The organism is Streptomyces sp. NPDC005485, assembly GCF_040606085.1.
Classification (GTDB): Bacteria; Actinomycetota; Actinomycetes; order Streptomycetales; family Streptomycetaceae; genus Streptomyces.
Window position 1 is genome coordinate 1 of record NZ_JBEXDZ010000091.1, and the last position, 26719, is coordinate 26719.

Genomic DNA, 26719 nt, shown 5'->3' on the forward strand with positions numbered 1-26719 from the left:
GGCCGAACTGCCGCACCATGCGCTGGGCTACCCGGATCCACGCGGGCTGCCCCAGCTGCGTACGGCCCTGGCGGAGTTGCTCGCGCGCCGAAGGGGCGTGGTCGCGGACCCCGAGCGGATCGTCGTGGTGTCCGGGGTCGCGCAGGCGACGACGCTGCTGGGATTCGTGCTGCACGCGCGCGGGATGCGCCGTGCCGGCGTCGAGGACCCGGGGAGCCCGCAGCACGGTGCGCTGTATGCCTCGGCCGGTATCGAAACCGTGGCGCTGCCCCTGGACGAGGAGGGCCTGGCCATCGGTCCGCTAAAGGCGTCGGGCGTCCGGTCGGTGGTGACGACACCCGCCCACCAGTTCCCCACCGGCCTCGCCTACTCCGCACGGCGCCGCGCGGAACTCCTCGACTGGGCACGCTCGGTGGACGGTCTGGTCGTCGAGGACGACTACGACGGGGACTTCCGCTACGACCGTGCCCCCGTGGGCGCCCTGCAGGGCCTCGACCCCGAACACGTCGCCTACACGGGCTCGGTCAGCAAGTCCCTCGCGCCCGGGCTGCGGCTCGGCTGGCTGCTCGTCCCGGAGTCGCTCGCCGGGGCGGTCGTCGAGCGCAAACGCACGATGGATCTCGGCCATCCCGCGATCGACCAGGCTCTGCTGGCCCACTTCGTGGAGCGGGGTGACTACGACCGCCAACTGCGGCGCTGCCAGCGTGCCTACCGGGAGCGGCGCGACGCCCTCGTGTCCGCCCTGGAGGAGCACTTTCCGGGCACGGAGGTCTCCGGGATCGCCGCGGGCCTGCACGCCATCGCCGCACTGCCGGGACGGTACGGACCGCCGGACCGATTCCTGAAGCTCACCGCGGCGGCCGGGGTGGCGGTGCGACCACTGACGGACTACGCGTACGGCGACGGGGCCGCCGAATCAGCCGACCCCCGCATACGACTGGTGCTCGGCTACGCCCACCGGTCCCCCGCGCGGATCCGCGAAGGGATACGGCTGATGGCGGACGCCGTGCAGTCCTGAGAGACCCCGCCGGCGCGGGCCGCACACCCGCGCTGCCCCTCATGGCCGACTTACCCCGCCCGGGACACGCCGTGAACAACCGCAGGCTCCCTTGTCCGCGCGGTCAGTTGTTCACTTGTGGTTTCCGTGTGCGCTGCGACGCACCAGTAGTTGTGGCTCTGCACACTGGCCGAATCCGTCCCCGGAGGCGCATTCATGTCGCACCGTCCGTCCCACTCCTTCCCCGGTCGCCGCAGCGTGCTGCGCGGCTCCCTCGCCGCGTCCGCGGCACTGACCGTGCCCGCAGCGCTCGGGGCGGCCCCGGCGCTCGCCCTGTCCGGGCGGCCGAAGGCGGGGTGGGGCGTCCAGGCGGGCGATGTGACCGCCCACTCCGGCCTGGTGTGGGTCCGCTCCGACCGGCCGGCCCGGATGATCGTCGAGACGTCCGCGATCGAGTCGTTCCGCAACCCGCGCAGATGGCACGGCCCGCTGCTGGGCGCGGACACCGACTTCACCGGTACGACGCGACTGCACGGACTGCCGGCCGGCGAGCAGATCCACTACCGGGTGCTGCTCGCCGACCCGGACGACCCGCGTCGCACCGGCGAACCGGTCCCGGGCACCTTCCGTACGACACCGCTCGGGCGGCGCGACGGCGTGCGCTTCCTGTGGTCGGGCGACCTGGCGGGGCAGGGCTGGGGCATCAACCCCGACCTCGGCGGCTACCGGATCTACGACGCGATGGCCAGGCTCGACCCGGACTTCTTCCTGTGCAGCGGTGACAGCATCTACGCCGACGGACCCATCTCGGCGACCGCGGCGCTGCCCGACGGGAGCACCTGGCGGAACATCACGACCGATGAGAAGTCCAAGGTCGCCGAGAGCCTCGCCGAGTTCCGCGGCAACTTCCGCTACAACCTGCTGGACGAGAACCTGAAGCGGTTCAACGCGCAGGTGCCCTCCATCGTCCAGTGGGACGACCACGAGGTGCGCAACAACTGGTACCCGGGCGAGGTGATCGCGGCCACGGACACCCGCTACACCGAGAAGAGCGTCGACGTGCTGGCCGCCCGTGCGCGCCGCGCGTTCAGCGAGTACTTCCCGATCTCCACGCTGCGGCCGGGCGCCGACGAGGGCCGGGTCCACCGCGTCATGCGCCACGGCCCCCTCCTCGACGTGTTCGTCCTCGACATGCGGACGTACCGCAACGCGAACTCCCCTGACACGCAGACCACCGACCCGCAGGGCATCCTCGGCGCCGAGCAGTTGGCGTGGCTCAAGCGCGAGCTGGCGGCGTCGCGTGCCGTGTGGAAGGTGATCGCCGCCGACATGCCGCTCGGCCTGGTCGTACCGGACACCACCGAGGGCAAGCCGAACATCGAGGCCGTCGCGCAGGGCGACCCCGGCGCGCCCCTCGGGCGTGAGCTGCAGATCGCCGAGCTGCTGCGGTTCGTCAAGCACCGGAAGATCACGGGCACCGTCTGGCTGACGGCCGATGTGCACCACACCTCGGCGCAGCACTACCAGCCGTCGCGGGCCGCCTTCACGGACTTCGAGCCGTTCTGGGAGTTCGTGTCCGGCCCGCTCAACGCGGGTGCCTTCCCAGCGAGCGCGCTGGACGCCACGTTCGGACCCGAGCGGGTGTTCGTGAAGGCGCCGACCGCGTCCAACGTCTCGCCCGCCGGCGGCTACCAGTTCTTCGGTGAGGTCGACATCGACGGCGACAGCGGGGAACTGACGGTCCGGCTGCGTGAGCAGGACGGCACGGTGCTGTTCACACAGGTGCTGCAGCCGGGGCGGGTCGGGCAGTAGTTCTCGTACGGGCCTCGCTGCGCGCTCTCGTACAGGAATGAACAAAAAGGGCGGAACGACACTTTACCGATCAGTCACAAACCGTTCGTGATCACGCAACACCGTTCCTCCACAGTGGCTGCATGACTCCAGACATCTCTGATGTGACGCGTGCGAAGCACGGTCGCCCCGTCCACCACTGGCGACGGGACGTGATCGAGCTCGCAGCCCTGTTCACGGCGGTCGCGGTCGCGGACGCCGTTGCCAACCTGATCGGCCATGGTCCCGACGGACCCGCTCTGCTCGGGATCTCGGCCGCGGTCCTGGTCGCCACGGCCGGGTTCCACACATGGTGGGCACGGCGCCATGGTCACGCACCGCCGGAGACCGATACCGGTACCCGGCCGACCGCGGCAGCAGCGCGGGAGGCCGGGCCGGCCGAGGAATCCGCGGGATCGCCGGAGGCCGGGGCGACCGTGCTGTGGCGCATGCGGACGACGGTGAAGGACGAGCCGGGGTCGCTGGCCTCGCTCTGCACCGCGCTGGCGCAGCGGCTGGTCGACATCCTCAGCCTGCAGACGCACCCGCTGGCGGAGGGCACCGTGGACGAGTTCCTGCTCCGCGCGCCCGCCGGCCTGGCCGCATCCGACCTCACCCACGCCGTCGCGCGAGCGGGCGGCACGGGAACCTGGATCGAGCGCGCCGACGCCCACGATCTGGTGGACGCCCCGACGCGCGTCCTGGGCCTGGCCACCCGTACGGCTCTCGACGCCGCGGAACTGCCGCTCGCCCTGCGGCAGTTGCTCGGCCGTTGCACCATCCGCTCGCTGCCCGCCACCTCGCCCACGTCCGGCCGGAGCCAGGAGAGCGCCCCCGTCGAGGGCGCACTTGAGGACACGGTGATGCGGCTGCGGGCGCCGGAAGGCGGAGTGATCACGGTGGAACGGCCGTATCTGCCGTTCACACCCACGGAGTTCGCGCGGGCGCGGGCCCTGGTCGAGCTGGACGCACGGCTCGGCCCGCGCATCCCGCGCGGGCAGGACGTGCTGACCCTGCCCGAGGGCAACGCGATCACCGTACGGCGGGCCGATGTGTCGGACGTGGAGGCCGCGAAGGCGATGCACGAGCGGTGCTCACCGCGCACGCTGAGCATGCGATACCACGGCCCGGTCGGCGACGCGGCCCGCTACCTCAACCACCTGCTCAGCCCGCGCTTCGGGCGCACTCTCGCCGTGCAGACGGCCTCGGGGCGCATCGTGGGGCTCGGCCACCTTCTCTGGGACGGCGACGAGACCGAGATCGCGCTGCTCGTCGAGGACGACTGGCAGCGGCGCGGCATCGGCGGCGAACTGCTCGGCCGTCTCGTGGAGATGGCCGTCGAGGCGCACTGCGAGAACGTGTACGCCGTCACGCAGGCGTCCAACACCGGGATGGTCGCCGCGATGCGCGGCCTGGACCTTCCCCTCGACTACCAGATCGAGGAGGGCACCCTGGTCATCACGGCCCGGCTGGACAGCGTCTCTGCCGCCTCGCACCTGTCCTGCGAAGCGCCGTGCGGAGAGCAGGGCGGACGGGAGTAGGCAGACGTCGCGCCGGGGTCCGGGGACCACCGCCCCGGGCCCCGGCCATCCGTCTCGGCGGCCTCGCCCTCAGAGGCCGGAGGTGCTGAGATCCTCGAACTCGGCCCCAAGGACGGCACCCGGCCCGCCCAACGCGGTGTCCAGGTCCGCCCAGAGATCCTCGACGTCCTCCAAGCCCACGGACAGGCGCAGCAATTGGTCGCTGACCCCCGCGTCGCGGCGGTCCCGGGCGTCGACGATGCGGTGGCTGATGGACGCCGGATGCTGGATCAGGCTGTCGACGCTGCCGAGGCTGACGGCGGGGGTGATCAGGCGGACCCCGGCGATGACCTCGTGGGGGTCGCCGACGACCTCGAAGGCGAGCATGCCGCCGCCGATGCGCGGATAGTGGACGCGGGCGACGCGCGGGTCGGCGGCCAGTCGGCCGGCCAGTTCCGCCGCGTTCGCGGAGGCGGCGCGCACCCGGACCGGCAGCGTCGACAGGCCCCGCAGCAACAGGTATCCGGCCAGCGGATGGAGAACTCCCCCGGTCGCGAACCGGACTTGGCGCAGCTGCCGGGCGAACTCCTCGTCGCAGGCGACCACTCCCGCCATCACGTCACCATGTCCGCCCAGGTACTTGGTCGCGCTGTGCAGCACCAGCCGGGCGCCCTGCTCGGCCGGGCGCTGCAGCACCGGCGTGGCGAACGTGTTGTCCGCGAGGAGCGGCACGGAACCGCAGGCGTGCGCGACAGCCCGCAGGTCGAGCTCGGCAAGCGTCGGGTTGGCCGGGGACTCCACCATCACCAGGCCCGTGTCGGGGCGCAGCGCGTCCGCGATGCCGGCCGGGTCGACCCAGGTCACCTCCGAGCCCAGCAGCCCTGCCGTGAGGAGATGGTCGCTGCAGCCGTACAGGGGGCGTACGGCGACGACATGGCGCAGGCTCATCGCGTTGCGTACGAGCAGCACGGCGCTCAGTGCGGCCATGCCGCTCGCGAACGCGACCGCGCTCTCGGTACCTTCGAGCCGTGCCAGCGCCGTCTCGAAGCGGGCCACTGTCGGGTTGCCGAGGCGGCCGTAGACGGGCGGGCCCTCGGGTTCGGCACCCTCGGCCGCGAACGCGTCGATCCGCGCGGCTTCGCCTCGGCTGTCGTAGGACGGGTAGGTCGTCGACAGGTCGATCGGCGCCGCGTGCAGGCCCTGCCCCGCCAGGTCCTCGCGGCCCGCGTGCACCGCCTCGGTGGCGAGGGCCCGGACGGGGAACGCGCCCCGACCGCTCCGATCCCGCCGACCGTTCTGGCCGTTCTGGCCGGTTCTGTTCACATCACCCTGTGCGCCATATGCGCCGTATGCGTCATAGCTGCCGGAGTTCATGGGCAGAAGCCTGAACACCGGCCGGGGTTCGAGCGCCGGGTGCCGTGTTACGTTCGGGCCATGGCCGAATCCGTCGTACTCGATCCGGTGGATCTTCATCTTCTACGGCTGCTGCAGAACGACGCACGGACGACGTACCGCGATCTCGCCGCGCAGGTCGGCGTCGCCGCCTCGACCTGCCTGGACCGGGTGACCCGGCTGCGCCGCGCCGGGGTGATTCTCGGCCATCAGCTGCGGCTCGATCCGGCGAAGCTGGGCCGGGGCCTGGAGGCCCTGCTGTCGGTGCAGGTCAGACCGCATCGGCGCGAGCTCGTCGGGCCGTTCGTCGAGCGGATCAGGGCGCTGCCCGAGTCACGCACCGTCTTCCACATCACCGGTCCCGACGACTACCTCGTCCATGTCGCGGTCGCGGACATGGCGGATCTGCAGCGGCTGGTCCTCGACGAGTTCACCTCGCAGCGCGAAGTGGCCCGGGTCGAGACACGGTTGATCTTCCAGCAGTGGGACTGCGGCCCGCTGCTGCCGCCCGCGCGCGAGGCGCACCGCGCACCGTACGTGCCGTCCTCGGCACCGCATCGCGAGAGCCCCGCATCCACGCGGCCGGACCCGCACGCGGCCATGCCCTCAGCTGAATCCTGCTGACGCGGCCCCCGTCCTCGTATGAGGATGGCCGCATGTCAGAGACGAAGAGCCCGCTGCCCCGCGAGGTCGCCGACACGTATGTCGACGAACTCATCGCCCTCGATCCGATCACCGGCACGTACCTCGGCGTGAAGGAGAGTTCGAGCAGGTTGCCCGATACCTCGCCGGCGGGCCAGGAGGCTCTCTCGGAGCTGGCGCGGGTGACCCTCACGCGGCTCGACGAGGCCGAACGGCAACCGGGCGCGGACAGCGACATCGAACGCCGGTGCGCGCGGCTGCTGCGCGAGCGGCTCACGGCCGAACTAGCCGTCCACGAGCTGGACGAGAGCCTCCGGGCGGTCAGCAACCTGCACTCGGTCGCCCACTCGGTGCGCTCGATCTTCACTGTGACGCCGGCGAACACGGACGAGGACTGGGCCGCGATCGCCGAGCGGCTGCGCGCGGTGCCGGCCGCGCTGGAGGGCTACCGCGCGTCCCTCGCCCTCGGCCTGGAGCGCAAGCTCCCCGGAGGCCCACGAGCCACCGCGACGTTCATCGGGCAGCTCACCGAGTGGTCGGACCCGGAGGGCAAGGGGCGCGGCTGGTTCGAGGACTTCGCCTCGGCGGGTCCCGAGGCGCTGCGCGCCGAACTCGACGAGGCAAGCCGCGCGGCGACACGCGCCGTCGTGGAGCTGCGCGACTGGATGCGCGACGTGTACGCGCCCGCCATCGAGGGCTCGCCGGACACGGTGGGCCGCGAGCGGTACGCGCGCTGGTCGCGCTACTTCAACGGTACGGACCTCGACCTGGACGAGGCGTACGCGTACGGCTGGGCCGAGTACCACCGTCTCCTCGCCGAGATGAAGGCCGAGGCCGAGAAGGTGCTGCCGGGCGCCGCGACGCCGTGGGTCGCGCTCGCGCACCTCGACGAGCACGGCACGCACATCGAGGGCGTCGACGAGGTCCGTGCATGGCTGCAGGGCCTGATGGACCAGGCGATCGAAGCGCTCGACGGCACGCACTTCGAACTCGCCGAGCGGGTACGACGGGTGGAGTCCCGCATCGCACCGCCCGGCAGCGCGGCCGCCCCGTACTACACCCCGCCGTCGGAGGACTTCTCGCGCCCCGGTTGCACCTGGCTGCCCACCATGGGCGAGACCCGCTTCCCCGTGTACGACCTGGTCTCGACCTGGTACCACGAGGGCGTACCCGGCCATCACCTGCAACTCGCGCAGTGGGTGCACGTCATCGAGGACCTCTCCCGCTACCAGGCCACCGTCGGCCGCGTCAGCGCCAACTGCGAGGGCTGGGCGCTCTACGCGGAGCGGCTGATGGACGAGCTGGGCTTCCTCACGGACGCCGAGCAGCGCCTTGGCTACCTCGACGCGCAGATGATGCGCGCGGCCCGTGTGATCGTCGACATCGGCATGCACCTGGAGCTGGAGATCCCGGCCGACTCGCCCTTCCACCCGGGTGAGCGCTGGACCCCCGAGCTGGCCCAGGAGTTCTTCGGCTCCCACAGCAGCCGCCCGGCGGACTTCGTGGAGAGCGAGCTCACCCGCTACCTCTCGATGCCCGGCCAGGCCATCGGCTACAAACTCGGCGAGCGGGCCTGGCTGCTGGGCCGCGAGAACGCGCGACAGCGCCACGGCGACGCCTTCGACGCGAAGGCATGGCACATGGCCGCCCTGTCCCAGGGATCGCTCGGTCTCGACGACCTGGTGGACGAGTTGTCCCGGCTCTGACGGCACAGCTCGTACCGGCCGGTCGTACGGCTTGTGCGGCGTACGGCGGCCGGGCTCAGGTCAGTTCCATGAGCCCGGCCGCCGTGTCCCGGAATCCGCAGCTCGCGTAGAACGGCTCCCACTCGGCTTCGTAGTCGACGTGCAGCCATTGCGCGCCGCGAGCGCGCGCCTCCTCGGCCGCCGCTCGCACCAGGCGTCGGCCCAGGCCGCGCCGCCGCTCGTCGGGATGGACCGTCGTGTCCAGCACGAAGGCGTGCAGGCCGCCGTCACCGACGACGTTGACGTATCCGACGAGCCTTCCGGCGGCGTCACGGGCCGCGATCCACACCAGGCTGCGCGCCGGCACCGGGCCGAATGACGCGGTCCGGTGCCCCGGCCAGGCGGCGGCGAACAGGTCGTTGAGTTCGCTGTCGTCGAGCGGCGGGCTGACCGCGGTCGTCGTGGCGTGCTCGGGTGCGGGCGTTCCATGGCTCATTCGGGCATCCCACCACGGAGACCACCTCATGATCACCCGATTTCTCCTCTGCGCCGATCCCCTGCGGTCCGTCCGCCCCGACCCGGCTTTCACCGAGGACGCCGCGGCCGTACGAGCGGTGGGTGCCGGGCTCGCCCTGCTCGATCACGACGCTCTGCTCGCCGGGAACGCCGAGGAGGCGGTACGTCGGGTGCCGCGGGACTCGGGCGCCTACTGGTACCGGGGCTGGATGATCCCGGCACTGAAGTACGGGGAGTTGGAGGCGGCCCTGCGGAATCGGGGCTGCGTGCTGCTGACTTCGGCCGCACGGTACCGCAGGGCGCATGAACTGCCGGGCTGGTACCGGGTGTTCGAGGCGCTCACGCCGTCCAGTGTCTGGTTGCCTACGGCACCCGGTGAGCCGCCTGCACCGGCGCGGCTGGCCGAACTCGCGGCACCGCTCGGCTCGGTGGCCGCAATCGTCAAGGACTACGTCAAGTCCCGCAAGCACGAGTGGGAGGAGGCGTGCTACGTACCCGACGTCTCCGATCCCGCCGGGCTGTCAGCCGTCGTGCAGCGCTTCTTCGCCCTCCAGGAGGACTCGCTCGCCGGTGGCCTGGTGGTGCGGGAGTTCGAACCGTTCGTACGGGGTGGTGAGGCGCGAGTGTGGTGGGTGGACGGTGAGGCCGTTCTGGTCACCGCGCACCCCGACACCCCTCACGACCGTCCCGCGCCGGTCCTCGAGGCCGTGCGTACGGCGGTCGCCGCGCTCGACTGCCGTTTCGTGACGACCGATCTGGCGCTGCGCGAGGACGGGGTGTGGCGGGTGGTGGAGGTCGGTGACGGGCAGGTGAGCGGACTGCCGCGGGGCGCGGACGCCGGACGACTCCTCGAAGCGCTCGGCGGTGCCCGCTCCGCGGCTTCGGACATCAGCGGCGGAACCCGCCCTCCGAGTCGATGACCTGCCCGGTGACCCATCCCGCCTCGTCCGTGGCGAGCCAGGCGATCAGACGGGCGGGGTCGTCCGGCATCCCCCAGCGGCCGGCGGGGAACATCGCGGCGACGGCCGCGTGGTCGTCGCCGGTCAGGTAGCCCGTGTCCACCGGACCGGGGTTGACGGTGTTCACGGTGATGCCCCGCTCGGCGAGCGTGGTCGCCAGTGACCGGGTGATCGAGGCGAGGGCGCCCTTCTGCAGCGCGTACGCGATCTCGCCGGGCATGCCTCCCGCGATGTCCTGACCGGAGGTCATCATCACGACACGGCCTCCCGGGGTATCCGGCGGCAGTGCGGCGCGCAGCCGGGCGTGGGCCTGGGCGAGGAGGAGCACCGAGCGGGCGTCGACCGCCCAGTGCGCGTCGAGCATGGTGGCGTCGATCGTGTCGAGGGTGCCGTCGGATCCGCTGAGCGCGTGATTGGCGACGAGGATGTCGAGCCGCCCGCCGAGCGCCTCCGCGGCGGTTTCGACCAGCCGGGCCGGGACCGCCGGGTCGGTGAGGTCGCCCGGCCCGTCGACGACCCGGGCCTCGGGGTCGCCCAGCACCTCACGCACCGCGGCGGCCACGGCCGTCGGGCTGTCGGCGCCCCAGGGCATGGCGACGTCGTGCGGCACATGGTGGTGCAGATACACGCTCGCGCCGTACGCGGCGAGGCGGCGGGCCACGGCGAAGCCGATGCCGCTGCGCCTGCTGGCGCCGGTGACCAGGGCGGTACGCCCGCGCAGCGGAAGCGGGTCGCGGCGGAGCTCTTCGGGTGCGGGGGGCGGGAGTTGGGGCATGGTCGGTCATGATGCCCGGGTGGCGCGGGGCTCCGCACGTGCATTTCCGGCGGGGTGGGCGCGCCCGAGGATCCCGGCCGAGCCGAGCCCGGTCAGTCCGCGAGCCGTCGCAGCTGTACGAGCCCGAGCCAGGTCTCCGGGCGGGGCTCGACGTAGGCCGCGCGCACCGCGTACGCGCCCGCGGCCAGCGGGACCCTCAGATGGTCCGTGCGGGTCGAGGCGTGTCCCGGGCGGGCCGCGTCGAACAGGACCACGGCGCCCGGCACACTCCACCGCACCTCCGGCTGCCATGCCGCCGAGGCGAGCGCTGCCGGGACTCCGGACAGCACGTCGGCCTCGGACGCGGCCGCGCACCACCGTACGAAGGTGGAGTGCTCCGGCAGGAACGACGTCGAGGCCGGATCGTCGCCGAGGACCAGGGCCCTGCTGTCCCCGACGGGCACGAGACCGATGGAGCCGTCGACCTCGCAGGCCCGGTCGTAGTCGGAGGACAGGTCGTCGCCGTCCGCCCCGGCCCAGAACGGCAGCACGACCTCCGGGACCGCTATGAGCGGTCCGCCGCCCGACTCCACCCACTTGACCGTACCTGCGTCCGCGTATCTCGCCATGGGCCGAAGCTACACGTCAAAAGGACCTTCGACGTCCGGGTCCGGCCGACCGGTTCAGCAGCCGCAGTCCTCGGCGTCCACCGGCGCGGTCAGCGGGTCGGCGTCGCGCCGCTCGCGGCCCTCCCAGGTCTCGAACTCGAAGCCCTCACGCACCCAGTACTCGAAGCCGCCGAGCATCTCCTTGACCTGGAAGCCGAGTTCGGCCAGGGCGAGAGCCGCGCGGGTGCCCCCGTTGCAGCCGGGGCCCCAGCAGTACGTGACGACCGGCACCGACTTGTCGAGGAGTTGCTCGGCCTGCTCGGGGATGAGCGCGGTGGGCAGGTGGACCGCGCCCGGCACGTGTCCCTGGTCCCAGGACGCCGTGGAGCGGGAGTCGAGGACGACGAAGCCCGGGTCGCCGCCGGCCGCGAGGGCGCCGGCGACGTCGGACACGTCGGCGTGGAAGGCGAGGCTCGCGGCGAAGTAGGCGGCGGCCGCGGCCGGGGACGCCGGGGCGACGCGCAGCACGGGGTTCACGGCGGTCGTCGTACCGCTCGCGCCGGAGACGGTGCTCGAGGTGCTGCTCGCGCCGGTGACGGCGGTCGAGGTGCTGCTCGCGGTGCTCGTGGTCATGGTGGCCTTCCCTCCCGGTCCCGCCGCTCCCGGTGCCTTGTGCCGCACCGGACGTTCGGGACTTCCTGACCAGAAATCTACGTCCGGTGATCCACTTCAAGAAGTGGCGATCCACGGGATCACTCTTGATCGGCCGGGGATTTCCCTGTTATCTCTCGGACATGACCGCGTATTCCCCGGACGCCACCGACTGGCGCATCCTCGATGTCCTCCAGCGCGAGGGCAGGGCCAGCTTCGCCGAGCTGGCCCGTGCCGTCTCGATGTCCCCGAGCGCGGTCACCGAGCGGGTGCGCCGCCTGGAGGAGGCAGGTGTCATCCAGGGGTACGCCGCCGTCGTGGACCCGGAGCGGCTGGGCCTGCCGATCCTCGCCTTCGTCCGGCTGCGCTATCCGACCGGCAACTACAAGCCCTTCCACGATCTCGTAGCCGTGACGCCCGAAGTCCTGGAGGCGCACCACGTGACGGGCGACGACTGCTTCGTCATCAAGGTCGCGGCACGCTCGATGAGCCACCTGGAGGAGGTGTCGGGCAAGCTCGGCGCGCTGGGGTCGGTGACCACGAGCGTCGTCTACTCCTCGCCGCTCCCCCGCCGCCCGCTGGGCCACTGAGGCAGACCCTTCCGGGCCGCGTCAGCGCACGCCCCGCTGCCGTACGACCGACCCCGTTCGCTCCTTGACGATCTCCAGCTGCGCGTGGATGCGGCGCCGCAGGTCGGCGACATGGCTGACGATGCCGACGCTGCGGTCGCGCTCGCGCAGCGAGTCGAGCACGTCGAGGACCTCGTCGAGGGTCTGGTCGTCGAGGCTGCCGAAGCCCTCGTCGATGAAGAGCGTGTCGAGCCGTACACCGCCGGCCTCGTCGGTGACCACGTCCGCGAGGCCCAGGGCCAACGCGAGGGAGGCGAAGAAGGTCTCGCCGCCCGACAGCGTCGCGGTGTCGCGTTCACGGCCGGTCCAGGCGTCGACGACATGGAGTCCGAGGCCGCTGCGCCCGCGGCCGGCACGGTCGGCGGAGTGGACGAGGGTGTAGCGCCCGGACGACATGCGCTGCAGCCGTACGGTCGCGGCGGCGGCGACCTGCTCCAGGCGGGCGGCGAGTACGTAGGACTCCAGGCGCATCCTGCGCTCGTTGTCCGCGGAGGTGCCCGCGGCTAGGGCGGCCAGCCGGGCCACGCGGTCGTACTCCTCGCGCAGCGGGCCCAGCCGTCGTACCGAGGCGGCCGCCTGCGCGGAAAGCCGGTCGAGTTCGGTGCAGCGGCGGGCGGCCGCGTCCTGTCGGGAGGCGGTGTCCTGCAGCCGTCGGGCCGCGGCCTCGGCGGTCCGCTCGGCCTCGGTCAGGTCGGCGGGTGGCTGCTGGGCGGCGGCTGCCGTGTCGGCCTCGGCGAGCACCGCGCGCACCGCCGCCTCCTCCGACTGCCAGACGTCCAGGCGTCGTTGGAGATCACGGTGCGCCGCGTCGTCGAGGAGCGCGGCCGACGCGGCCGCAGGTGTGTCGAACCCGGCGCGGAAGGCCGCGTCGGCGAGCCGGGCGTCGGCGTCCTTGAGACGCTCGGCGGTCACTTCGGCGGTCCGGACGGCGTCCGCGGCGTCGGTGAGCCGTGCGGCTTCCCGCTCCAGCTGCGCGGCGCGCGCGGCCACGCTGTCGGCGGCGCCGCGGGCCTGCGTCAACTCCTGCTCCAGGGAGGCTCGTTGCCCGTCGATCGCTTCGCGACGGGAGACCCGGGCGGCGGTGCGCAGGGCCGCCTGCTGCCGGGCGGCCACGCGTCGCTCCTGTTCGAGCTCGGCATGGGCGAGGCGCTCACGAGCGGCGTGCAGCCCGGACGCGGCAGCGCGCGCTCGGGCGTGCTCACGCTCCAACTCCTCGACGTGCGCGGCGAGTTGTTCCGTCGGAGCGTCAGCGGCCTCCGCGGTGGCGGCGGCCAGCGCCTCGCGGACGAGGCCGAGCCGCTGCTCGTGCTCGGCGCGCTCCTCGTCGGCGCGCTGGTAGGCGGCGAGTGCCTGCTCCTCCGCCTCCCGATCGATGTGCCCGTCGACCTTCCGTGCGGGCGCGGGATGTTCGGTGGCGCCGCAGACGGTGCAGGCCTCGCCGTCGGTGAGAGAAGCGGCGAGTTCGGCGGCGATGCCTTTGAGGCGCTGTTCCTTCAAGTCGAGCCAGTGGGCGCGGGCGTCCGTGGCGCGTTCGCGCGCCGCGAGCACGCGCGCGTGGGCGTCCTCCGTGTCGCTTGCGAGCTGGTCGCGCAGTCGGGCCGCCGCGAGGCGCGCTCCGGCGGGGTCGCGTTGGACGGCGAGCTGCTCGGCGCGGGCCGCGGCCTCCTGCGCGGACTCGATGTGCGTCCGCAGGCCGGCACGAGTCTCCTCCCATGCGGCGAGCCAGCCCTCGGCGTCCTGGAGCGCCTCCTCGTCGGCTCGCTCCTGACGGTCCAGGGAGGCCCGCTCGGTGGTGAGTTCGGTGAGGCGGCGCTCGGCGCGGCGCGCCGACTCCAGGCCGCCCAGCTCCTCGGCCGCCCTGCGGGCCGCCGCGGCGAGCCCGGGTGCGCCCGCGTCGCCGAACTCCGGGGACAGCGCGGCACGCGCGCGTACCTCCTCGGCGGCCGCGCTCCGGTGCTCGGCCTCGGCGGTTTCGCGCAGGTCGAGTGCGGGAGCCACCGCCTCGGCCTTACGGGCACGCTCCATCCGCTGCTGCGCCTCCCGGTGGGCGTCGGCCCGCTCCTCCAGGCGTGCGGCGCGCTCCCGCGTCTCGGTGAACCGGCGCTGCAGCCGGGCCAGTTCGCGGACGTCGTCGAGGTCGTGGTCGGCCTCGGTGTGCGCGGCTGCGGCGGCCGTACGGACGCAGTGGGCGACGGTGAGCCGCTCGCGGGCCGTGCTGCGGGCGACGGCGGCCCAGGACAGCACGGTCTCGGCGACGCCGGGATCGCCGGGCGCGAGGTCGGGCAGCGGTGCCTCGGCCGTGTCCCCTGCGGCCTGCTGCATGCGGTGGGCGTCGGCGAGCAGCGCCGTGTCCCCGTCGCGCACCTCGGTCTCGGCCGCGCGCCGCCGCTCGGCGAGGCGCCTTTCGACCTCGGCGAAGCGGTGGGTGTCGAAGAGCCGCCCGAGCAGCTTGCCGCGGGCCTCGGCGTCGGCCCGCAGGAAGCGGGCGAAGTCGCCCTGGGGCAGCAGCACGACCTGGCAGAACTGCTCGCGGCTCATGCCGAGCAGTTGGGTGATCTCCTCGCCGATCTCCTGATGGGAGCGGCTGAGGTCCTTCCAGGCGCCCGCCGAGGCGTCGTACTCGCGCAGCAGGCTCTGCGCCTTGTCGGTCGTCGTGCCGGTGCCGCGCTTCTTGGGGCGTTCCCAGGGCGGCTGCCGGGTGACCTCCAACCGGCGTCCGGCGACGGTGAGTTCGAGGCGGACCTCGGTGCGCGTCGCGGGGGCCGCGTGGTCGCTGCGCAGGGTCAGGCCCTGACCGCTCTGGCGGGCGCCGGGCACCGCCCCGTACAGCGCGAAGCAGACCGCGTCCAGGACGGACGTCTTGCCTGCGCCGGTCGGGCCGTGCAGCAGGAAGAGGCCCGCCGCCGACAGTTCGTCGAAATCGACGGTCTGTGCCCCGCCGAAGGGGCCGAAGGCGTTGATGTCCAGCCGGTGCAGCCTCATCGGCTGACCTCCCGGACCGCCTCGTCGGCCCGGACGGCGTCGAACGCGTCGCGCAGCACCGCTTGTTCATGGGCGTCGGGGCCCGCGCCGCGCACATGGGTCACGAAGTCCTCGGCGATCTGCTGGTCGCCCCGGCCCTCCAGGCGCCGGGCGTAGGAGAGGTCCGGGTCGTCGGGGGCGCGGTCCGGGTCGAAGACGAGGCTGATGGCGTGCGGGAAGCGCTCGGCGAGCCTGGCCATGGGCTCGGCGGGGCGCACCGGGTCCGTGAGGGTCGCCTCGATCCAGGCGTCCTCGTGCCGCTCCAGTGCGGGGTCGGCGAGAAGGTCCTCCAGCCGTCCCCTGATGCGGGCCAGCGCTCTCGGCACGGGGCAGTCGACCCGCTCGGCGCCCAGCGAGCCGTCCGGGCCGAGGTCGACGAGCCACATGGTCTTGCGGTGGTCGACCTCCGAGAAGGAGTACGCCAACGGGGAGCCCGAGTAGCGCACGCGCTCGGTGATGGTCTGGCTGCCGTGCAGGTGCCCGAGCGCGGCGTAGTCGACGCCGTCGAAGACACCGGCGGGCACGGAGTCGACTCCGCCGACGGTGATGTCCCGCTCGCTGTCACTGCTCTCGCCGCCGGTGACGAAGGCATGGGCGAGGACGACGGAACGGGTGCCCGGCGCGCGCAGGGCCAGGTCGGCGCGGACCCGCTCCATGGCGGCGGTGAGCACCGCTTCGTGGCCCGCCTTGTCGACTCCGAGCTCGTCCTTCACCAGCGCCGGCTCCAGATACGGCAGTCCGTAGAAGGCCACGTCACCGTGGGCGTCGGTGAGCACGACGGGGGTGCCGCAGGCCGCGGCGTCGGTGCGCAGATGGATGCCGGCCCGGTCGATGAGGCCGGCGCCGACGCCGAGCCGGCGCGCCGAGTCGTGGTTCCCGGAGATCATCATCGTGGGCACGCCGAGGTCGGCCAGCCGGTGCAGGGCGTCGTCGAAGAGCTCGACGGCGGCGAGAGGCGGCACCGCCCGGTCGTACACATCACCCGACACGACCACCGCGTCCACCGCGTGCTCGCGCACGGTCGCGACGAGATGACCGATGAACTCGGCCTGGGCACCGAGCATGTTCACCCGGTGAAACGCCCGGCCGAGATGCCAGTCGGAAGTGTGCAGCACTCTCATGAAACCGCTCTGACCTGCACGTTTACCCCCCGCGATGCCTCAACAACCAGCACCGACCAGCCCGGACGCATCGGTCGGCACCCACCACGCTAGCGCCTGGCGGCACCTGATTTCCCACCGACCTCACACTGCCGGTCGACGCCGGTCGGCAATCCGCTGGAAATGTCCGTCACTCCGTCACCGGAAATGTCCCTCGACTCAGCTCACCCTCGCTTGACCTCCTCGGTCACGGTGGGGAGCACCGTGCGAAGGTCGCCCACGACACCGAAGTCGACGAGATCGAAGATCGGAGCCTCCTCGTCCTTGTTCACCGCGACGATGGTCTTCGAGGTCTGCATGCCGGCGCGGGTTGGCCCGGCTGTGCTCCCCGATCGGCCTGGACCTCGGTGCGCGCACACCCGAGGAGACGGCGGTGTCCATCACCGCGGAGATCATCGCCCACATCAGCGGAGGCTCGGGCCTGCCCCTGTCCCAGGGCACGGGCCCGATCCACCACACCGTGCCGCGGAGGCGGCTCTCCCCCGCCAGTTGACAGGCGAGGAGGACGGCACGTGCTGGTCGGCGGCCCAGGAGCCGAGGATGCGCAGCCGTTCACGGGCGCACGGTGAATCCCGAGTCCGGATCGGCCAGGATCGCCCGGGCGGCGCCGCCACCCTGCGCACCCGTGGCTCCGGTGACCGCGATGACCTTCTTCTCGCTCATGTCAGCAAGTGAGGGCAATCCGTTCCGCCTCCTGCGGTCGAAGCAGGGGCAGTACCAGCCATCGCCCCGGCACCGGATGGCCCGGGGCAGATCCGAGAGGACAACGCATGCGGATACGTAGCTCGCTTGCCGCCACGCTGGCAGTGGCAGCCTTCACCCTCGTCCCCGCCACGACACCCGCTCTGGCCGCTCAGCAGCCGAGGACCCAGGCGGGAGCGACCTGCATGGGCCAGGTCGCGAATGTCGTCGGCACGGAAGGCGACGACTTCGAGACGGGCACCCCGGGCAACGACGTGGTCGCCCTGCTCGGCGGCAACGACACCTACGCCGACGCGGGTGGCAACGACCTGGTGTGCCTGGGCTCCGGAAACGACATCATGGGGGCGGACGTCACATTCGTCACCAACTCCGACACGGTGGACGCCGGCCCCGGCAACGACCAGGTGTTCGGCTTCGACGGCAGTGACGTCGTCCTCGGCGGCGACGGCGCCGACGAACTGCACGGCGGCAACGGCACGGACGACCTGCGCGGCCAGGCAGGCGACGACGACCTGTTCGGCGAGGGCGCCAACGACGTTCTGCGCGGCAACACGGGTGACGACTCGGCCGACGGTGGACCCGGGACGAACGATCAGTGCGCCGCCGAAGCAGAGGCCGCCTGCGAGGCGGACCCGTCCACCTAGGGGGTGTTTTGAAAGTCCCGCACAGCACCCACGGCGCCCGGCACGCACCCTCGCCGCACACCGCGGGCACCGCACAGGACTTTCAAAACACCCCCTAGGGCTGTCGCAAGATGTCAGTGCGAGGACGCCGCCCTCGGCTGCTGGGCGTGATGCTTCCTCAGCAGTTCCTGGTACCACAACGCGCTGTCCTTGATGGTGCGGCGCTGGGTCTCGTAGTCGATGTGGACGATGCCGAAGCGCTTGGAGTAGCCGTATCCCCATTCGAAGTTGTCCATCAGTGACCATACGAAGTACCCGCGCAGATCCACGCCGGCGGTCAGTGCCCGGCGGGCTGCGGCGAGGTGGCGGCGGATGTAGTCGACGCGTTCGGGGTCGTGGACGGCATGGCTGCCGTCGGCGCGGGCGGTGAGGTGGTCCTCGAACGCCGCTCCGTTCTCGGTGATGACCAACGGCTGGCCAGGGAACCTGGCGTGCAGGTCCAGGAGGAGTTCCTCCAGGCCGTCGGGGTCGATGTTCCAGCCCATGGCCGTGTGCGGGCCCTCCTGCGCGACGAACTCGACCTGGGGCGAGCCGGGCCAGGGTGATCCGCCCATGTCCTTGTGACCGTCGTTGTTCTGACGAGGCGTCTCACCGTCCCAGAGCCGAACCGTGGTGGTGGCGTAGTAGTTGACGCCGAGCAGGTCCAGGGGCTGGTGTATCCGGGCCAGATCGCCGTCTTCGACGAACGCCCAGTCGGTGACGGCGGCGGTGTCCTCGATGAGGTCCTGCGGGTATTGGCCTCGCAGCAGGGGTTCGGTGAAGACCCGGTTGGCCAGTGCGTCGATGCGTCGTACGGCCTCCTCGCCGCCCTCGCCCTTGCCGCGCAGGACATGGAAGTTGAGGGTGATCGAGTACTGCGGATCGTTGGTGGTGACCGCCCTGAGCTGCTCGACCGCCAGACCGTGGGCGAGGTTGAGGTGATGCACCGCGGTCAGCGCCGCGGCGCCGTCGGTGCGGCCGGGAGCGTGGGCGCCGGAGCCGTAGCCGAGGTAGGCCGAACACCAGGGTTCGTTCAGGGTCGTCCAGACCGCCACCCGGTCGCCGAGGGCTTCGCCGACGATGCGGGCGTAGTCGGCGAAGGCGAAAGCGGTCTCGCGGTTCGTCCAGCCGCCCTCGTCCTCGAGGACCTGGGGCAGGTCCCAGTGGTAGAGGGTGGCGATCGGAGTGATTCCCCGGTCGAGCAGGCCATCGACGAGGCGGCTGTAGAAGTCCAGGCCCTTGGGGTTGGCCGGGCCCCGGCCCGTGGGCTGGATGCGTGGCCAGGCGATGGAGAACCGGTAGGCCCGCAGGCCCAGGGACGCCATGAGGTCGAGGTCGGCGTCGAGACGGTGGTAGTGGTCGGCCGCGATGTCACCGGTGTCGCCGTTCCACGTCTTGCCCGGGGTGTGGGAGAAGGTGTCCCAGATCGAGGGACCGCGCCCGTCCTCGTCGGCGGCGCCCTCGATCTGGTAGGCGGCGGTCGCGGAGCCGAGGAGGAAGTGCGCGGGGAAGGACAGGGGCTGGGCTGTCGGCATGCGGATTTCTCTCTGCTGGGCATCGGCCAGGAACCAAGGCGATGTTAACGTTAACAAGACGCCCAAGCCGTCGGCCCGACGAACCCCGCTTCCCTCCCGCCTGCCTCGGAGTGCGCCCCGTGCCGACCTTCTCCAGCCTGGCGTCGGCCCCGAGCGTCCGGGACGCATCGTCGCTGCGTGCCGGCGTCGGGGGGCGCTCCGGCCGGCGAGGAGGACGAGGGCCTGGGCGGAGGCGGAGCCGGGTGTTCAGCCATGGGCGGGCGGCTCCGGCGCGGCCCCGTCGGATCAGCCGTAGAAGTTCTTCTGCCAGCGGTGCTTGGCCAGCAGTGACAACTCCTGGGCGGTCAGCGGTGGGGCTTCGGCGATCGCCGCGTTGCGTTCCACGTTCGTCAGGGACCGCATGCCGACGATGACCGTGGAGATCGCCTGACCGGCGAGAGCGAACCTCAGTGCCGCGGAGGGAAGTTCGTCGGCACCGATCCGCAGCTCGGCGAGGATCGCCTCCACACGCTCCTCGACCTCGGCGGGACGGTCGTCCCTGAAGTACCAGTTGCGCCAGTCGCCCTCGGGGAAGGTGACGCCCTTGCGGATCGCCCCGGTGAGGGCCCCTTCGTCGAGGGCGACTCGGACGATCACGCCGACGCCGTGCTCCTCACAGGCCGGCAACAGGGCGTCGGACGGTGCCTGTTCGAAGACGTTGTAGATGACCTGGACCGTGTCCAGGACCCCGGTGCGCAGCACCGTGAGCACGTTCTCGGGCTGGTGGTCCTTGACGGAGATCCCGAAGGCCCTGATCTTGCCCTCCTGCTTGAGGGCGTCCACGGTCTCCAGCCAGTCGCCGCGGCCGGTCCACTCGTCCTCCCAGGTGTGCAGCTGGAGGAGATCGACGTGGTCGCGGCCGAGTTCGCGCAGGCTGGTCTCCAGACTCTCGCGCAGGTGCGCACCGGGGAAAGCCTCCATGACGTCGATTCCGCTGGGCGCCAGGGAGACAGGCACCTTCGGCCCGGCCTTCGTCGCCACGTGCACGCCGTCCCCGCCGCCCGGCAGTTCCTTGAGCGCGCGGCCGACGATGCGTTCGCTGCGGTCGTAGGCCCGGGCGGTGTCGATGAAGGTGACGCCCAGGTCGATCGCGCGATGCAGGGCGCGTACGCCGGAGTCGTCGTCTGCGCCGACCCAGGCGCCCTGGCCAAGTCCCCAGGCTCCGTAGCCGATCTCGGAGACGGTCAGTCCGGTGTGGCCGAGTTCCCGATGACGCATGTGCTGTTCGTACTCCCCGGGTGAGGCCCCTGGTGAGGAGCCGTTCCTGTGTGCTGCCCGACAGCACCACGACTTGAATGCCCGACGCTACAGACGGTGGTGGTCACGGCGACAGCACGGAGGGACAGCGAAACTTTCGAATCCGTGGCGTGCCTCAGGAGCCCGCGCGGGGCGCGTCGGTGCTGCGCCGTACGACGAGGCGCGGGGCGATCTTCTGGTGCTCGGACGTCTCCCCGCCCAGCATCCGCACCAGCAGCTCGATGGCACGCCCTCCGAGGTGGGCGAAGTCCTGCCGGACCGTGGTCAGGGCGGGGACCAGGTATCCGGCGCCCTTCATGTCGTCGAATCCGACGACCGACACGTGCTGTGGCACCTTCACGCCTCGCTCGGCGAAGGCGGCCAGCACTCCCATCGCCATCTGGTCGTTCCCGGCGAAGACCGCGGTGGGCAGGACGGTGTCGCCCGCGCAGAGTTCACGGGCGAGGCGGAATCCGCTCTCCGCGCTGAAGTCGCCTTCCAACAGGGGCCCTTCCATCCCCGCGTCGGCGAGTTCGGCCCGCCAGCCGGCGACCCGGGCCCTGCCGTCGAAGGTGCGCAGCGCACCCGTGAGATGGGCGATGTTCCGGTGCCCGAGGCCGAGGAGGTGGCGAACGGCCAGACGGGCGCCGAGTTCCTGGTCCACCTCGACGAAGCTCAGACCGGGGTTGGGCACGCTGCCGGACATCACCACCACGACCGGCACCCCGATCGAGAGGCGGGACAGTGCCTCCACGGCGACGGGCCGGTCGGCGACCACCGCGATCGCCTCCACCGACTGGTCGGTGAGCCGCTGCAGGGTCTCCACGAGGTCACCGGTGGTGCTCTCGCCCTGCCGACTGGCCAGACTCACCCAGTAGCCGGCCTGCTTGGCGGCCGTCTCCACGCCCAGGAGGATGCGCGGCAACTCGAACAGGTCCGACCCGACGATCACCACGCCGATCGTCGAGGAACGGCGGCTCTTGAGGGCCCGGGCGACGCTGTTGCGTCGGTAGCCCAGTTTCTGGATCGCCGCCTCGACCCGGGTCCGGGTCTCCGGACGGACGGAGGGATGGCCGTTGATGACACGGGACACGGTGATGTGCGAGACGCCGGCCTCCCGGGCCACGTCCATCATGCCTGGCGGCCGGTCCATGTCACTCGTCCTCTGCCTCAACCCCAGCAGGCGGCCTCGCGCCCACCGCCGATCTTGTCACAGGCCCTGGGCCCCATCTCGTTGCGGCCGGGCAGGCACGAAGACGGCTCAGGAGTCCCCACTGCCCTCAACTGGAGCTCTTCGCCCACCGGTCGTTCATGAGGAGCGACCCCCTGGAAGGGATCAGATTGACCAGCACCGCGAAGTCGACTGCAGACAGACTCGACTCCGTCTGCAGCAAGCGTGCAAGAGCTGAGGTGCGGTCGCGGCCCGCCTGCCCTGCACCGGACCTCCTGCCCCGGCGGTGGACCCGCGGCCGGCACCCACCCAGGGGCGTCCCCGGTGGGAAAGGGGTGACCTCTGCTAACGGTTGGGACTCCTCTGCCCCCGCCGTGGGGGCGGGGGCAGACTCCGGCTGAGCAGAGCGCGTCAGCGCTCGTGACGCGGATGGACGTGGAGATGGACCCACGGCAGAACCGCAGCCAGCATCAGGCATGCGACCTCGAACTGCCAGGGTGACGCCGTCGCGAGAAGCGTCAGCGCTTTCGCCATCAGATATGGACCGATGACCGATCCGGCAACTCCGGAGAAGGCGTTGAACGTCCGAAGCGCCTGTCCGGACTCCCTGTCCGGCACGGAGACCGTCAAGGCCGGGCCGTCCGGAGTCGTCGTGATCGACACGTAGGCGGAACCGGTGGGTTCCCCGGTGTCGAATACGAGGACGTCGTCGTCTTCTTCGTTGCTGTGAGTCGGCGGGTCGTTGAGAGGCATGGCCGGACCTTTCCGGCCGGTTCAGAGTGGGTTGACGTGTTACGTGGGAACCGGCCTGATCGGCTGCACGGCGCCACCTCCATCTCGGGTTGAGGGCGGACACGGACCTCCTGGCGGCCGACCGCTCCCCGAACCCCCGTGGGTCAGCGGCGTCCGCCGGAGCCGCAGCTTTCGCTGCGTCTTTCCCCCGATCGCCTCCTGCGGAGCGCGGTGCCGCAGCCCCGTGTCTGCGGTGCCCGCCCTTCTCAGTGAGGCAGGACCCACCGTAGCAAAGGTGGTGCGTTAACGCACCAATCTGGTGGCGTTCTGTTGCGTTCCATGGCAGACTTGCAGATCAGAACGCCAGCGCGGGCAAGACGAGAAGAGGAAGAGGAGGGGCTGCACATGGGAGGACAGCCGGTTCGTTCGTTGCGTCATCCTGAGAGTGAGCGGTACTCCGTGACACTCGTTCCACCGGCCGTGCAGGCTGTCGCTGAGCTCACCGAGGCGACCGGGCTCAGCAAGGCGGACGTGATCAACCGCGCGGTGCAGATCTACGCCTATCTGGAAGCGCAGCGGGCGCAGGGGCACGAGATCCTGCTGCGGGATCCGCAAGGCGCCCTGGAACGGGTTCACATCCTCTGACGGCGGCCCCGCCGGGAGGGCATCAGGCCAAGAGGCGAACCCCGCCTGAACCGGCACTTCGCGAAAGGCCAACGGCCGGGTCCGACATCACCGGCGGATACTCCCGTATCGGCCCGCCGCGCATCCCCGCGGTCCGTCAAGCGTCCCCGTACGCCTCTCCGCCCAATTGGAACCCGGCCGTCCCGGCCGTCGCGTCCGCCAGCCATGCCCTGAAGGACTCCACGTCCGCGTCCGGCAGCCCGATCTCGATGGTGACCGCCTCTGCGTACCGCACGTCCCGCACCTCGCGTCCGCTGGAACGCAGGTCGTTCTGCACCTTGCCCGCGCGCTGATGGTCGACGGTCACCGTGGCGAGCCGGAAACGCCTGCGCGTGATCGTGCCGAGGGTGTCCAGCGCCTCGCCGACCGCGCCGCCGTACGCCCTGATCAGTCCGCCCGCGCCCAGCTTGACGCCGCCGTAGTAGCGGGTGACGACGGCGACGACGTACCGCATGTCGCGGCGCAGCAGCATCTGGAGCATCGGGACGCCCGCCGTGCCGCCCGGCTCGCCGTCGTCGCTCGCCCGCTGGACGGCGGCGTCGGCGCCGATGACGTACGCGAAGCAGTTGTGGGTGGCGTCGGAGTGCTGTTTGCGGATTCCCGCGATGAAGTCCTGGGCCTCCTGCTCGGTTCCCGCCGGGGCGAGGGCGCACAGGAAGCGGGAGCGGTTGACCTCGGTCTCGTGCACGCCCGCGCGGGCCACTGTGCGGTACTCGTCCTGCATCGGGCCAGCGTATGCGCTCCACGCGCGCGTGCCGCCCGTCGGCCTTCCCTGGGGGCGCCCCCGGAGGCCCATCGGCTCGTTCTCAGGAAGGCTTCTTCCCCCTCGGCACGGTCATGCCGGTCAGCAGCGCCGTGCCGGGGGCGAGCAGGTCCCATGTGCTGCCGCGCCAGGAGAGGAACGCGGTCGCGGAGGTCGGGAACTTGGTGCGGACGTCGTCGAGCGCGTCGTCGAGGCTGTCCCCGGCCAGTTCGAGGACGAGCTCCTCCAGCCCCGGATTGTGCCCGACCAGCAGCAACGTCCCGACCTGGTCCGGTACTTCGTGCACGGCTTCCAGCAGCTCCGGTACGTCGGCCCCGTACAGCCGCGGATCGAACCGCACGGCCGGCGGGGTGCCCCACTGTGCCGCGGCCAGCTCCCACGTCTGCCGGGCACGGACGGCGGTGGAGCACAGCGCGAGGTCCGGCAGACAGCCCGCCTCGGCGAGGGCACGCCCGGCGGCGGGCGCGTCACGTCGGCCGCGCGGCGCCAGCGGACGCTCGTGGTCGCTCACGCCCGCGGGCCAGGCGGACTTGGCGTGCCGCAGGACGACGAGTCTGCGCAGCGGGCCGGTTCCGGCGCGGGCGATCACCGCACCGTCCCGATGTCGCGGGTGAGTTCGAGGCCGAGGAGGCGGTCCGCGTAGGCGTACGTCTCGAAGCGGGCCCCTTCCGGAACGTCCTCGGCCCGCTCCACGCGTCGCAGCACGTCCAGTACGGCGGGCACGTCGAGGTCGTCCTCCCAGGCGGCCCGCAGCTCGTGCCGCACTTGCTCGGGGACCGGCTTCGACGGCCGGGTGGCCCAGGTGGCGACAGCCCTGCGCCAATGGCCGAGCGTCTCTCGGGCGTCGTCCAGGCAGGCGCTGTCGAGGTCGACGGGCTCCTTGCGCGGGCGGGCGAGCAGCGCCATGCGCAGCAGGGACGGGTCGGCGGTGCCGGTCACCGGGGCGACCTCCACCCGAATGCCGTCCGGCGCGGGCTCGCCCGGCGCGAGGACGTGCAGCACCGGGCCCGGGCCGAGGATGCCCCCCTCGGCCCGGCGGATGCCGAGCGCGTCGGCCCGCGCCCGCAGCTCCGGTGGCGGATCGGCGACCGTGACGACGGGTGTGCCGCCCAGTTCCAGGGCACGGGCGAGCACGTCGGCGACCAGAAGCACCCGTAGGGCGGACGTGTCGCCCTGCGCGACATGCGCCACGACACGGGTCAGGCTCCGGCGGGCGTTCACGGCGTCGGTGGGCTCGCCCGTTCGGGCGTCAGTGATACGTAGCACGGAGTGAGCGTAGGCGGGCGGGCGGCGGAGCGCAGGGAGGTGGACGCCATTCCGGACAGAGATCCGGAGTTCGCGGCACTCAGGAGCTCGCCGCCTCACGGCCGATGGATCCGCACCCGGTCAAGGACGGCGACCGCGTACGTCTCGCCCAGAAGGTCCGCCACGCCGGACAGAAAGGACCTGAGCCGTTCCTCGTCGTCGACGATCACGACCGCGCAGGGCCCCTTGGCGGTGAGGTGCGCCGGCTTCGGGTGTCCGGCGCCGAAGCCGGTGAGGCCCTGGAAGACGCTCGCGCCCAAGAGGCCTTCGCGCCGGGCCCGGTGGACGAGTTCGACATAGGCGGGCCGGTGGTGCCAGAGCACGGCCGCGTCGAGATGGACGGTGAGACGTGCGGCGGCGATGTCGTAGCCGGCCATGGGATCACCCCCCGGCGCCGCGTGGACGCCCTCATCGGACGGTACTGCGCGGACGCCCGCTCGGGAGGCGGGGGACGTCAGCCGGCCTGCGCCGCGGAGAGGTTGTCCAGCTCGGCGTCCAGGAGCCCGCTCACGTACCGCGTGCGCTCCTGTTGCTCCGGCCCGGAGAATCCTCTGGGTGTCGTCTCGACCAGCATGATGAGGTACAGGTAGCTGCGGTAGAGGGAAAGCCGCAGCCGGGTGGCGGAGTCGAAGACGAGGTGTCCACCGGCCGCGCGGTATCCGCTGAGGTACGGCTCGTCCTGTTCGATGTCCTGGAACAGTCCCAGCGACACCAGCTCCGCCACGGGGTCCCCCCAGAAGGCGCGCTCACCGTCGACGAGGCCGCTGATCCTGGTCCGTCCCTCTGGCGTCCGGTCGACCAGGATGTTGCCGTCCCACAGGTCGAAGTGGACAAGGACCGGGACCACCACCTCGTCGAGGACGTCCGCCCGGGCGCGGATCGTCCGCCTGATCCGCTCGGTGGTGCGGGGCAGGACGGAGGCGAAGGTGTCCGCGTCGGTGAGCACCGCATCCACCATGGACAGAAAGGCGGTTCGCCAGTCCGGGGCCAGGTCACCGAACTGCGGATAGCCGTATCCGGGGCCGGTGACCTCGTGCAGCGCGGCGACCATGCCGCCGAGTTCGGCACGCATCCGGGTCCGGTCGTCGTCGGCGATCCGCTCGCGCTCGGCGAACCAACTGCCGCCCGGCAGTTCGGACATGAGCAGGAAGTCGCTGCCGATCACCTTCCGGGTGAAGTCGGCGTGCACCACCTCGGGCACGGGTGCCTTCCCGGCCGTGGCGCGGTAGAACATCTCCTCGGTGCGCATGATGCCGGGCTCGTGGCTCAGCGTCGGCGCGTCCGGGTGGGGCGCGACCTTGAGGACCAGGCCGGAGTGCTCCGCGCTATCGGCCAGTCGCAGGCGATAGGCGGTGTTGAAGGTCGCGTCCGAGAGTTCCGTGCAGGCGCGTATCAGCGCGGGGTCGATCCCGGACGCCGCGAGCACGTGGTCGAGCTGCTCCCGATCGAGTTGTCGCCGGTGGTGATTGAGCACCGTGTCACCTTCCCGTGAACCAGGTCTACGCCTGAGGAAAGCTATACGGGAG

At 71.8% G+C, this 26719-nt stretch carries 25 protein-coding genes and 2 pseudogenes; 10 read left to right on the forward strand and 17 right to left on the reverse strand.

Annotated elements, in window-relative coordinates; translation table 11 throughout:
* The 3 genes from ABZS97_RS26950 to ABZS97_RS26960 form a co-directional block, all read left to right on the forward strand.
* Positions 1–1018, forward strand: a 1018-nt coding sequence (locus tag ABZS97_RS26950; protein ID WP_356141416.1) for a PLP-dependent aminotransferase family protein, incomplete at its 5' end; no start/stop codon positions are given.
* Between the two features lie 195 nt (positions 1019–1213).
* Positions 1214–2809, forward strand: coding sequence for an alkaline phosphatase D family protein (locus ABZS97_RS26955; protein ID WP_356141418.1), 1596 nt, complete (start codon positions 1214–1216; stop codon positions 2807–2809).
* Between the two features lie 122 nt (positions 2810–2931).
* A complete protein-coding gene (locus ABZS97_RS26960; protein ID WP_356141420.1) occupies positions 2932–4368 on the forward strand; it encodes a GNAT family N-acetyltransferase in 1437 nt (478 codons plus the stop codon).
* Between the two features lie 69 nt (positions 4369–4437).
* Here the strand turns inward: ABZS97_RS26960 and ABZS97_RS26965 are convergent, their stop codons facing one another.
* On the reverse strand, positions 4438–5820 hold the full coding sequence (locus ABZS97_RS26965; RefSeq protein ID WP_356141422.1) for a PLP-dependent transferase: 1383 nt from the start codon (positions 5818–5820) through the stop codon (positions 4438–4440).
* On the opposite strand from ABZS97_RS26965, the gene ABZS97_RS26970 reads away from it, so the two are divergent.
* Complete coding sequence (locus tag ABZS97_RS26970; RefSeq protein ID WP_356141424.1) at positions 5782–6363, forward strand: Lrp/AsnC family transcriptional regulator; 582 nt, start codon at positions 5782–5784, stop codon at positions 6361–6363. The genes ABZS97_RS26965 and ABZS97_RS26970 overlap by 39 nt on opposite strands.
* Before the next feature lie 32 nt (positions 6364–6395).
* Entirely contained in the window at positions 6396–8087 is a 1692-nt protein-coding gene (locus ABZS97_RS26975) for a DUF885 domain-containing protein (RefSeq protein WP_356141426.1), read from the forward strand.
* 55 nt (positions 8088–8142) lie between these two features.
* Here ABZS97_RS26975 and ABZS97_RS26980 read toward each other — a convergent pair whose 3' ends face one another.
* A complete protein-coding gene (locus tag ABZS97_RS26980; protein WP_356141428.1) occupies positions 8143–8562 on the reverse strand; it encodes a GNAT family N-acetyltransferase in 420 nt (139 codons plus the stop codon).
* Between the two features lie 28 nt (positions 8563–8590).
* Between ABZS97_RS26980 and ABZS97_RS26985 the strand changes: the two genes are divergently transcribed.
* A complete protein-coding gene (locus ABZS97_RS26985) occupies positions 8591–9502 on the forward strand; it encodes an ATP-grasp domain-containing protein (protein WP_356141430.1) in 912 nt (303 codons plus the stop codon).
* Here the strand turns inward: ABZS97_RS26985 and ABZS97_RS26990 are convergent.
* The 3 genes from ABZS97_RS26990 to ABZS97_RS27000 all read right to left on the reverse strand — a co-directional run bounded on the left by ABZS97_RS26990 (position 9471) and on the right by ABZS97_RS27000 (position 11536).
* Positions 9471–10316, reverse strand: coding sequence for an SDR family oxidoreductase (locus ABZS97_RS26990; protein ID WP_356141432.1), 846 nt, complete (start codon positions 10314–10316; stop codon positions 9471–9473). The two genes, ABZS97_RS26985 and ABZS97_RS26990, sit on opposite strands and share 32 nt — an antisense overlap.
* 92 nt (positions 10317–10408) lie before the next feature.
* Positions 10409–10924: an Imm21 family immunity protein gene (locus ABZS97_RS26995; protein WP_356141434.1), complete on the reverse strand. Its 516-nt coding sequence runs from the start codon at positions 10922–10924 to the stop codon at positions 10409–10411.
* 54 nt (positions 10925–10978) lie between these two features.
* A complete protein-coding gene (locus ABZS97_RS27000) occupies positions 10979–11536 on the reverse strand; it encodes a rhodanese-like domain-containing protein (RefSeq protein ID WP_356141436.1) in 558 nt (185 codons plus the stop codon).
* 161 nt (positions 11537–11697) lie between these two features.
* Between ABZS97_RS27000 and ABZS97_RS27005 the strand changes: the two genes are divergently transcribed.
* Complete coding sequence (locus ABZS97_RS27005; RefSeq protein ID WP_356141438.1) at positions 11698–12144, forward strand: Lrp/AsnC family transcriptional regulator; 447 nt, start codon at positions 11698–11700, stop codon at positions 12142–12144.
* Positions 12145–12165: 21 nt separating this feature from the next.
* On the opposite strand, the gene ABZS97_RS27010 is transcribed toward ABZS97_RS27005, so the two are convergent.
* From ABZS97_RS27010 to ABZS97_RS27020, 3 genes and pseudogenes are all read right to left on the reverse strand, one after another.
* Positions 12166–15165 (reverse strand): SMC family ATPase, encoded by a 3000-nt coding sequence (locus ABZS97_RS27010; protein WP_356141440.1) that lies wholly within the window; start codon positions 15163–15165, stop codon positions 12166–12168.
* Positions 15162–16325 carry an exonuclease SbcCD subunit D gene (locus ABZS97_RS27015; RefSeq protein ID WP_356141442.1) on the reverse strand — a complete coding sequence of 388 codons (1164 nt, stop codon included), beginning with the start codon at positions 16323–16325 and terminating at the stop codon, positions 15162–15164. Before ABZS97_RS27015 ends, ABZS97_RS27010 begins: the two co-directional genes overlap by 4 nt.
* Positions 16326–16528: 203 nt before the next feature.
* Positions 16529–16672 (reverse strand): annotated as a pseudogene (locus tag ABZS97_RS27020) (electron transfer flavoprotein subunit alpha/FixB family protein); the annotation flags it as partial.
* 2 nt (positions 16673–16674) lie between these two features.
* Here ABZS97_RS27020 and ABZS97_RS27025 point away from each other — a divergent pair.
* Together ABZS97_RS27025 and ABZS97_RS27030 are read left to right on the forward strand one after the other, a co-directional pair.
* Positions 16675–16857, forward strand: a pseudogene (locus tag ABZS97_RS27025) (XdhC family protein); the annotation flags it as partial.
* Between the two features lie 277 nt (positions 16858–17134).
* On the forward strand, positions 17135–17710 hold the full coding sequence (locus tag ABZS97_RS27030; RefSeq protein ID WP_356141444.1) for a calcium-binding protein: 576 nt from the start codon (positions 17135–17137) through the stop codon (positions 17708–17710).
* 113 nt (positions 17711–17823) lie between these two features.
* On the opposite strand, the gene ABZS97_RS27035 is transcribed toward ABZS97_RS27030, so the two are convergent.
* The 4 genes from ABZS97_RS27035 to ABZS97_RS27050 all read right to left on the reverse strand — a co-directional run bounded on the left by ABZS97_RS27035 (position 17824) and on the right by ABZS97_RS27050 (position 22462).
* On the reverse strand, positions 17824–19263 hold the full coding sequence (locus ABZS97_RS27035) for a GH1 family beta-glucosidase (protein ID WP_356141446.1): 1440 nt from the start codon (positions 19261–19263) through the stop codon (positions 17824–17826).
* Positions 19264–19548: 285 nt separating this feature from the next.
* Complete coding sequence (locus ABZS97_RS27040) at positions 19549–20520, reverse strand: aldo/keto reductase (protein ID WP_356141448.1); 972 nt, start codon at positions 20518–20520, stop codon at positions 19549–19551.
* A 154-nt stretch (positions 20521–20674) separates the two neighbouring features.
* Complete coding sequence (locus ABZS97_RS27045) at positions 20675–21691, reverse strand: LacI family DNA-binding transcriptional regulator (protein ID WP_356141450.1); 1017 nt, start codon at positions 21689–21691, stop codon at positions 20675–20677.
* Between the two features lie 429 nt (positions 21692–22120).
* Positions 22121–22462, reverse strand: coding sequence for a hypothetical protein (locus ABZS97_RS27050; protein WP_356141452.1), 342 nt, complete (start codon positions 22460–22462; stop codon positions 22121–22123).
* Positions 22463–22921: 459 nt separating this feature from the next.
* Between ABZS97_RS27050 and ABZS97_RS27055 the strand changes: the two genes are divergently transcribed.
* On the forward strand, positions 22922–23086 hold the full coding sequence (locus ABZS97_RS27055) for a hypothetical protein (RefSeq protein WP_356141454.1): 165 nt from the start codon (positions 22922–22924) through the stop codon (positions 23084–23086).
* Between the two features lie 136 nt (positions 23087–23222).
* Here the strand turns inward: ABZS97_RS27055 and ABZS97_RS27060 are convergent, their stop codons facing one another.
* The 5 genes from ABZS97_RS27060 to ABZS97_RS27080 form a co-directional block, all read right to left on the reverse strand.
* On the reverse strand, positions 23223–23849 hold the full coding sequence (locus ABZS97_RS27060; RefSeq protein ID WP_356141456.1) for a YigZ family protein: 627 nt from the start codon (positions 23847–23849) through the stop codon (positions 23223–23225).
* A gap of 82 nt (positions 23850–23931) precedes the next feature.
* Positions 23932–24477: a histidine phosphatase family protein gene (locus ABZS97_RS27065; RefSeq protein WP_356141458.1), complete on the reverse strand. Its 546-nt coding sequence runs from the start codon at positions 24475–24477 to the stop codon at positions 23932–23934.
* Complete coding sequence (locus ABZS97_RS27070) at positions 24474–25154, reverse strand: hypothetical protein (protein WP_356141460.1); 681 nt, start codon at positions 25152–25154, stop codon at positions 24474–24476. Before ABZS97_RS27070 ends, ABZS97_RS27065 begins: the two co-directional genes overlap by 4 nt.
* Positions 25155–25249: 95 nt before the next feature.
* Positions 25250–25570 carry a DUF190 domain-containing protein gene (locus tag ABZS97_RS27075; RefSeq protein ID WP_356141462.1) on the reverse strand — a complete coding sequence of 107 codons (321 nt, stop codon included), beginning with the start codon at positions 25568–25570 and terminating at the stop codon, positions 25250–25252.
* Between the two features lie 77 nt (positions 25571–25647).
* A complete protein-coding gene (locus tag ABZS97_RS27080) occupies positions 25648–26667 on the reverse strand; it encodes an aminoglycoside phosphotransferase family protein (RefSeq protein WP_356141464.1) in 1020 nt (339 codons plus the stop codon).
* Positions 26668–26719 lie beyond the last annotated feature (52 nt).

Bases quoted from the DNA above. Each gene is read 5' to 3' on its own strand.
- ABZS97_RS26955 (WP_356141418.1), top strand. From the start codon at position 1,214: ATGTCGCACCGTCCGTCCCACTCCTTCCCCGGTCGCCGCAGCGTGCTG.
- ABZS97_RS26960 (WP_356141420.1), top strand. From the start codon at position 2,932: ATGACTCCAGACATCTCTGATGTGACGCGTGCGAAGCACGGTCGCCCC.
- ABZS97_RS26970 (WP_356141424.1), top strand. From the start codon at position 5,782: ATGGCCGAATCCGTCGTACTCGATCCGGTGGATCTTCATCTTCTACGG.
- ABZS97_RS26965 (WP_356141422.1), bottom strand. From the start codon at position 5,820: ATGAAGATCCACCGGATCGAGTACGACGGATTCGGCCATGGCCCGAAC.
- ABZS97_RS26975 (WP_356141426.1), top strand. From the start codon at position 6,396: ATGTCAGAGACGAAGAGCCCGCTGCCCCGCGAGGTCGCCGACACGTAT.
- ABZS97_RS26980 (WP_356141428.1), bottom strand. From the start codon at position 8,562: ATGAGCCATGGAACGCCCGCACCCGAGCACGCCACGACGACCGCGGTC.
- ABZS97_RS26985 (WP_356141430.1), top strand. From the start codon at position 8,591: ATGATCACCCGATTTCTCCTCTGCGCCGATCCCCTGCGGTCCGTCCGC.
- ABZS97_RS26990 (WP_356141432.1), bottom strand. From the start codon at position 10,316: ATGCCCCAACTCCCGCCCCCCGCACCCGAAGAGCTCCGCCGCGACCCG.
- ABZS97_RS26995 (WP_356141434.1), bottom strand. From the start codon at position 10,924: ATGGCGAGATACGCGGACGCAGGTACGGTCAAGTGGGTGGAGTCGGGC.
- ABZS97_RS27000 (WP_356141436.1), bottom strand. From the start codon at position 11,536: ATGACCACGAGCACCGCGAGCAGCACCTCGACCGCCGTCACCGGCGCG.
- ABZS97_RS27005 (WP_356141438.1), top strand. From the start codon at position 11,698: ATGACCGCGTATTCCCCGGACGCCACCGACTGGCGCATCCTCGATGTC.
- ABZS97_RS27010 (WP_356141440.1), bottom strand. From the start codon at position 15,165: ATGAGGCTGCACCGGCTGGACATCAACGCCTTCGGCCCCTTCGGCGGG.
- ABZS97_RS27015 (WP_356141442.1), bottom strand. From the start codon at position 16,325: ATGAGAGTGCTGCACACTTCCGACTGGCATCTCGGCCGGGCGTTTCAC.
- ABZS97_RS27030 (WP_356141444.1), top strand. From the start codon at position 17,135: ATGCGGATACGTAGCTCGCTTGCCGCCACGCTGGCAGTGGCAGCCTTC.
- ABZS97_RS27035 (WP_356141446.1), bottom strand. From the start codon at position 19,263: ATGCCGACAGCCCAGCCCCTGTCCTTCCCCGCGCACTTCCTCCTCGGC.
- ABZS97_RS27040 (WP_356141448.1), bottom strand. From the start codon at position 20,520: ATGCGTCATCGGGAACTCGGCCACACCGGACTGACCGTCTCCGAGATC.
- ABZS97_RS27045 (WP_356141450.1), bottom strand. From the start codon at position 21,691: ATGGACCGGCCGCCAGGCATGATGGACGTGGCCCGGGAGGCCGGCGTC.
- ABZS97_RS27050 (WP_356141452.1), bottom strand. From the start codon at position 22,462: ATGCCTCTCAACGACCCGCCGACTCACAGCAACGAAGAAGACGACGAC.
- ABZS97_RS27060 (WP_356141456.1), bottom strand. From the start codon at position 23,849: ATGCAGGACGAGTACCGCACAGTGGCCCGCGCGGGCGTGCACGAGACC.
- ABZS97_RS27075 (WP_356141462.1), bottom strand. From the start codon at position 25,570: ATGGCCGGCTACGACATCGCCGCCGCACGTCTCACCGTCCATCTCGAC.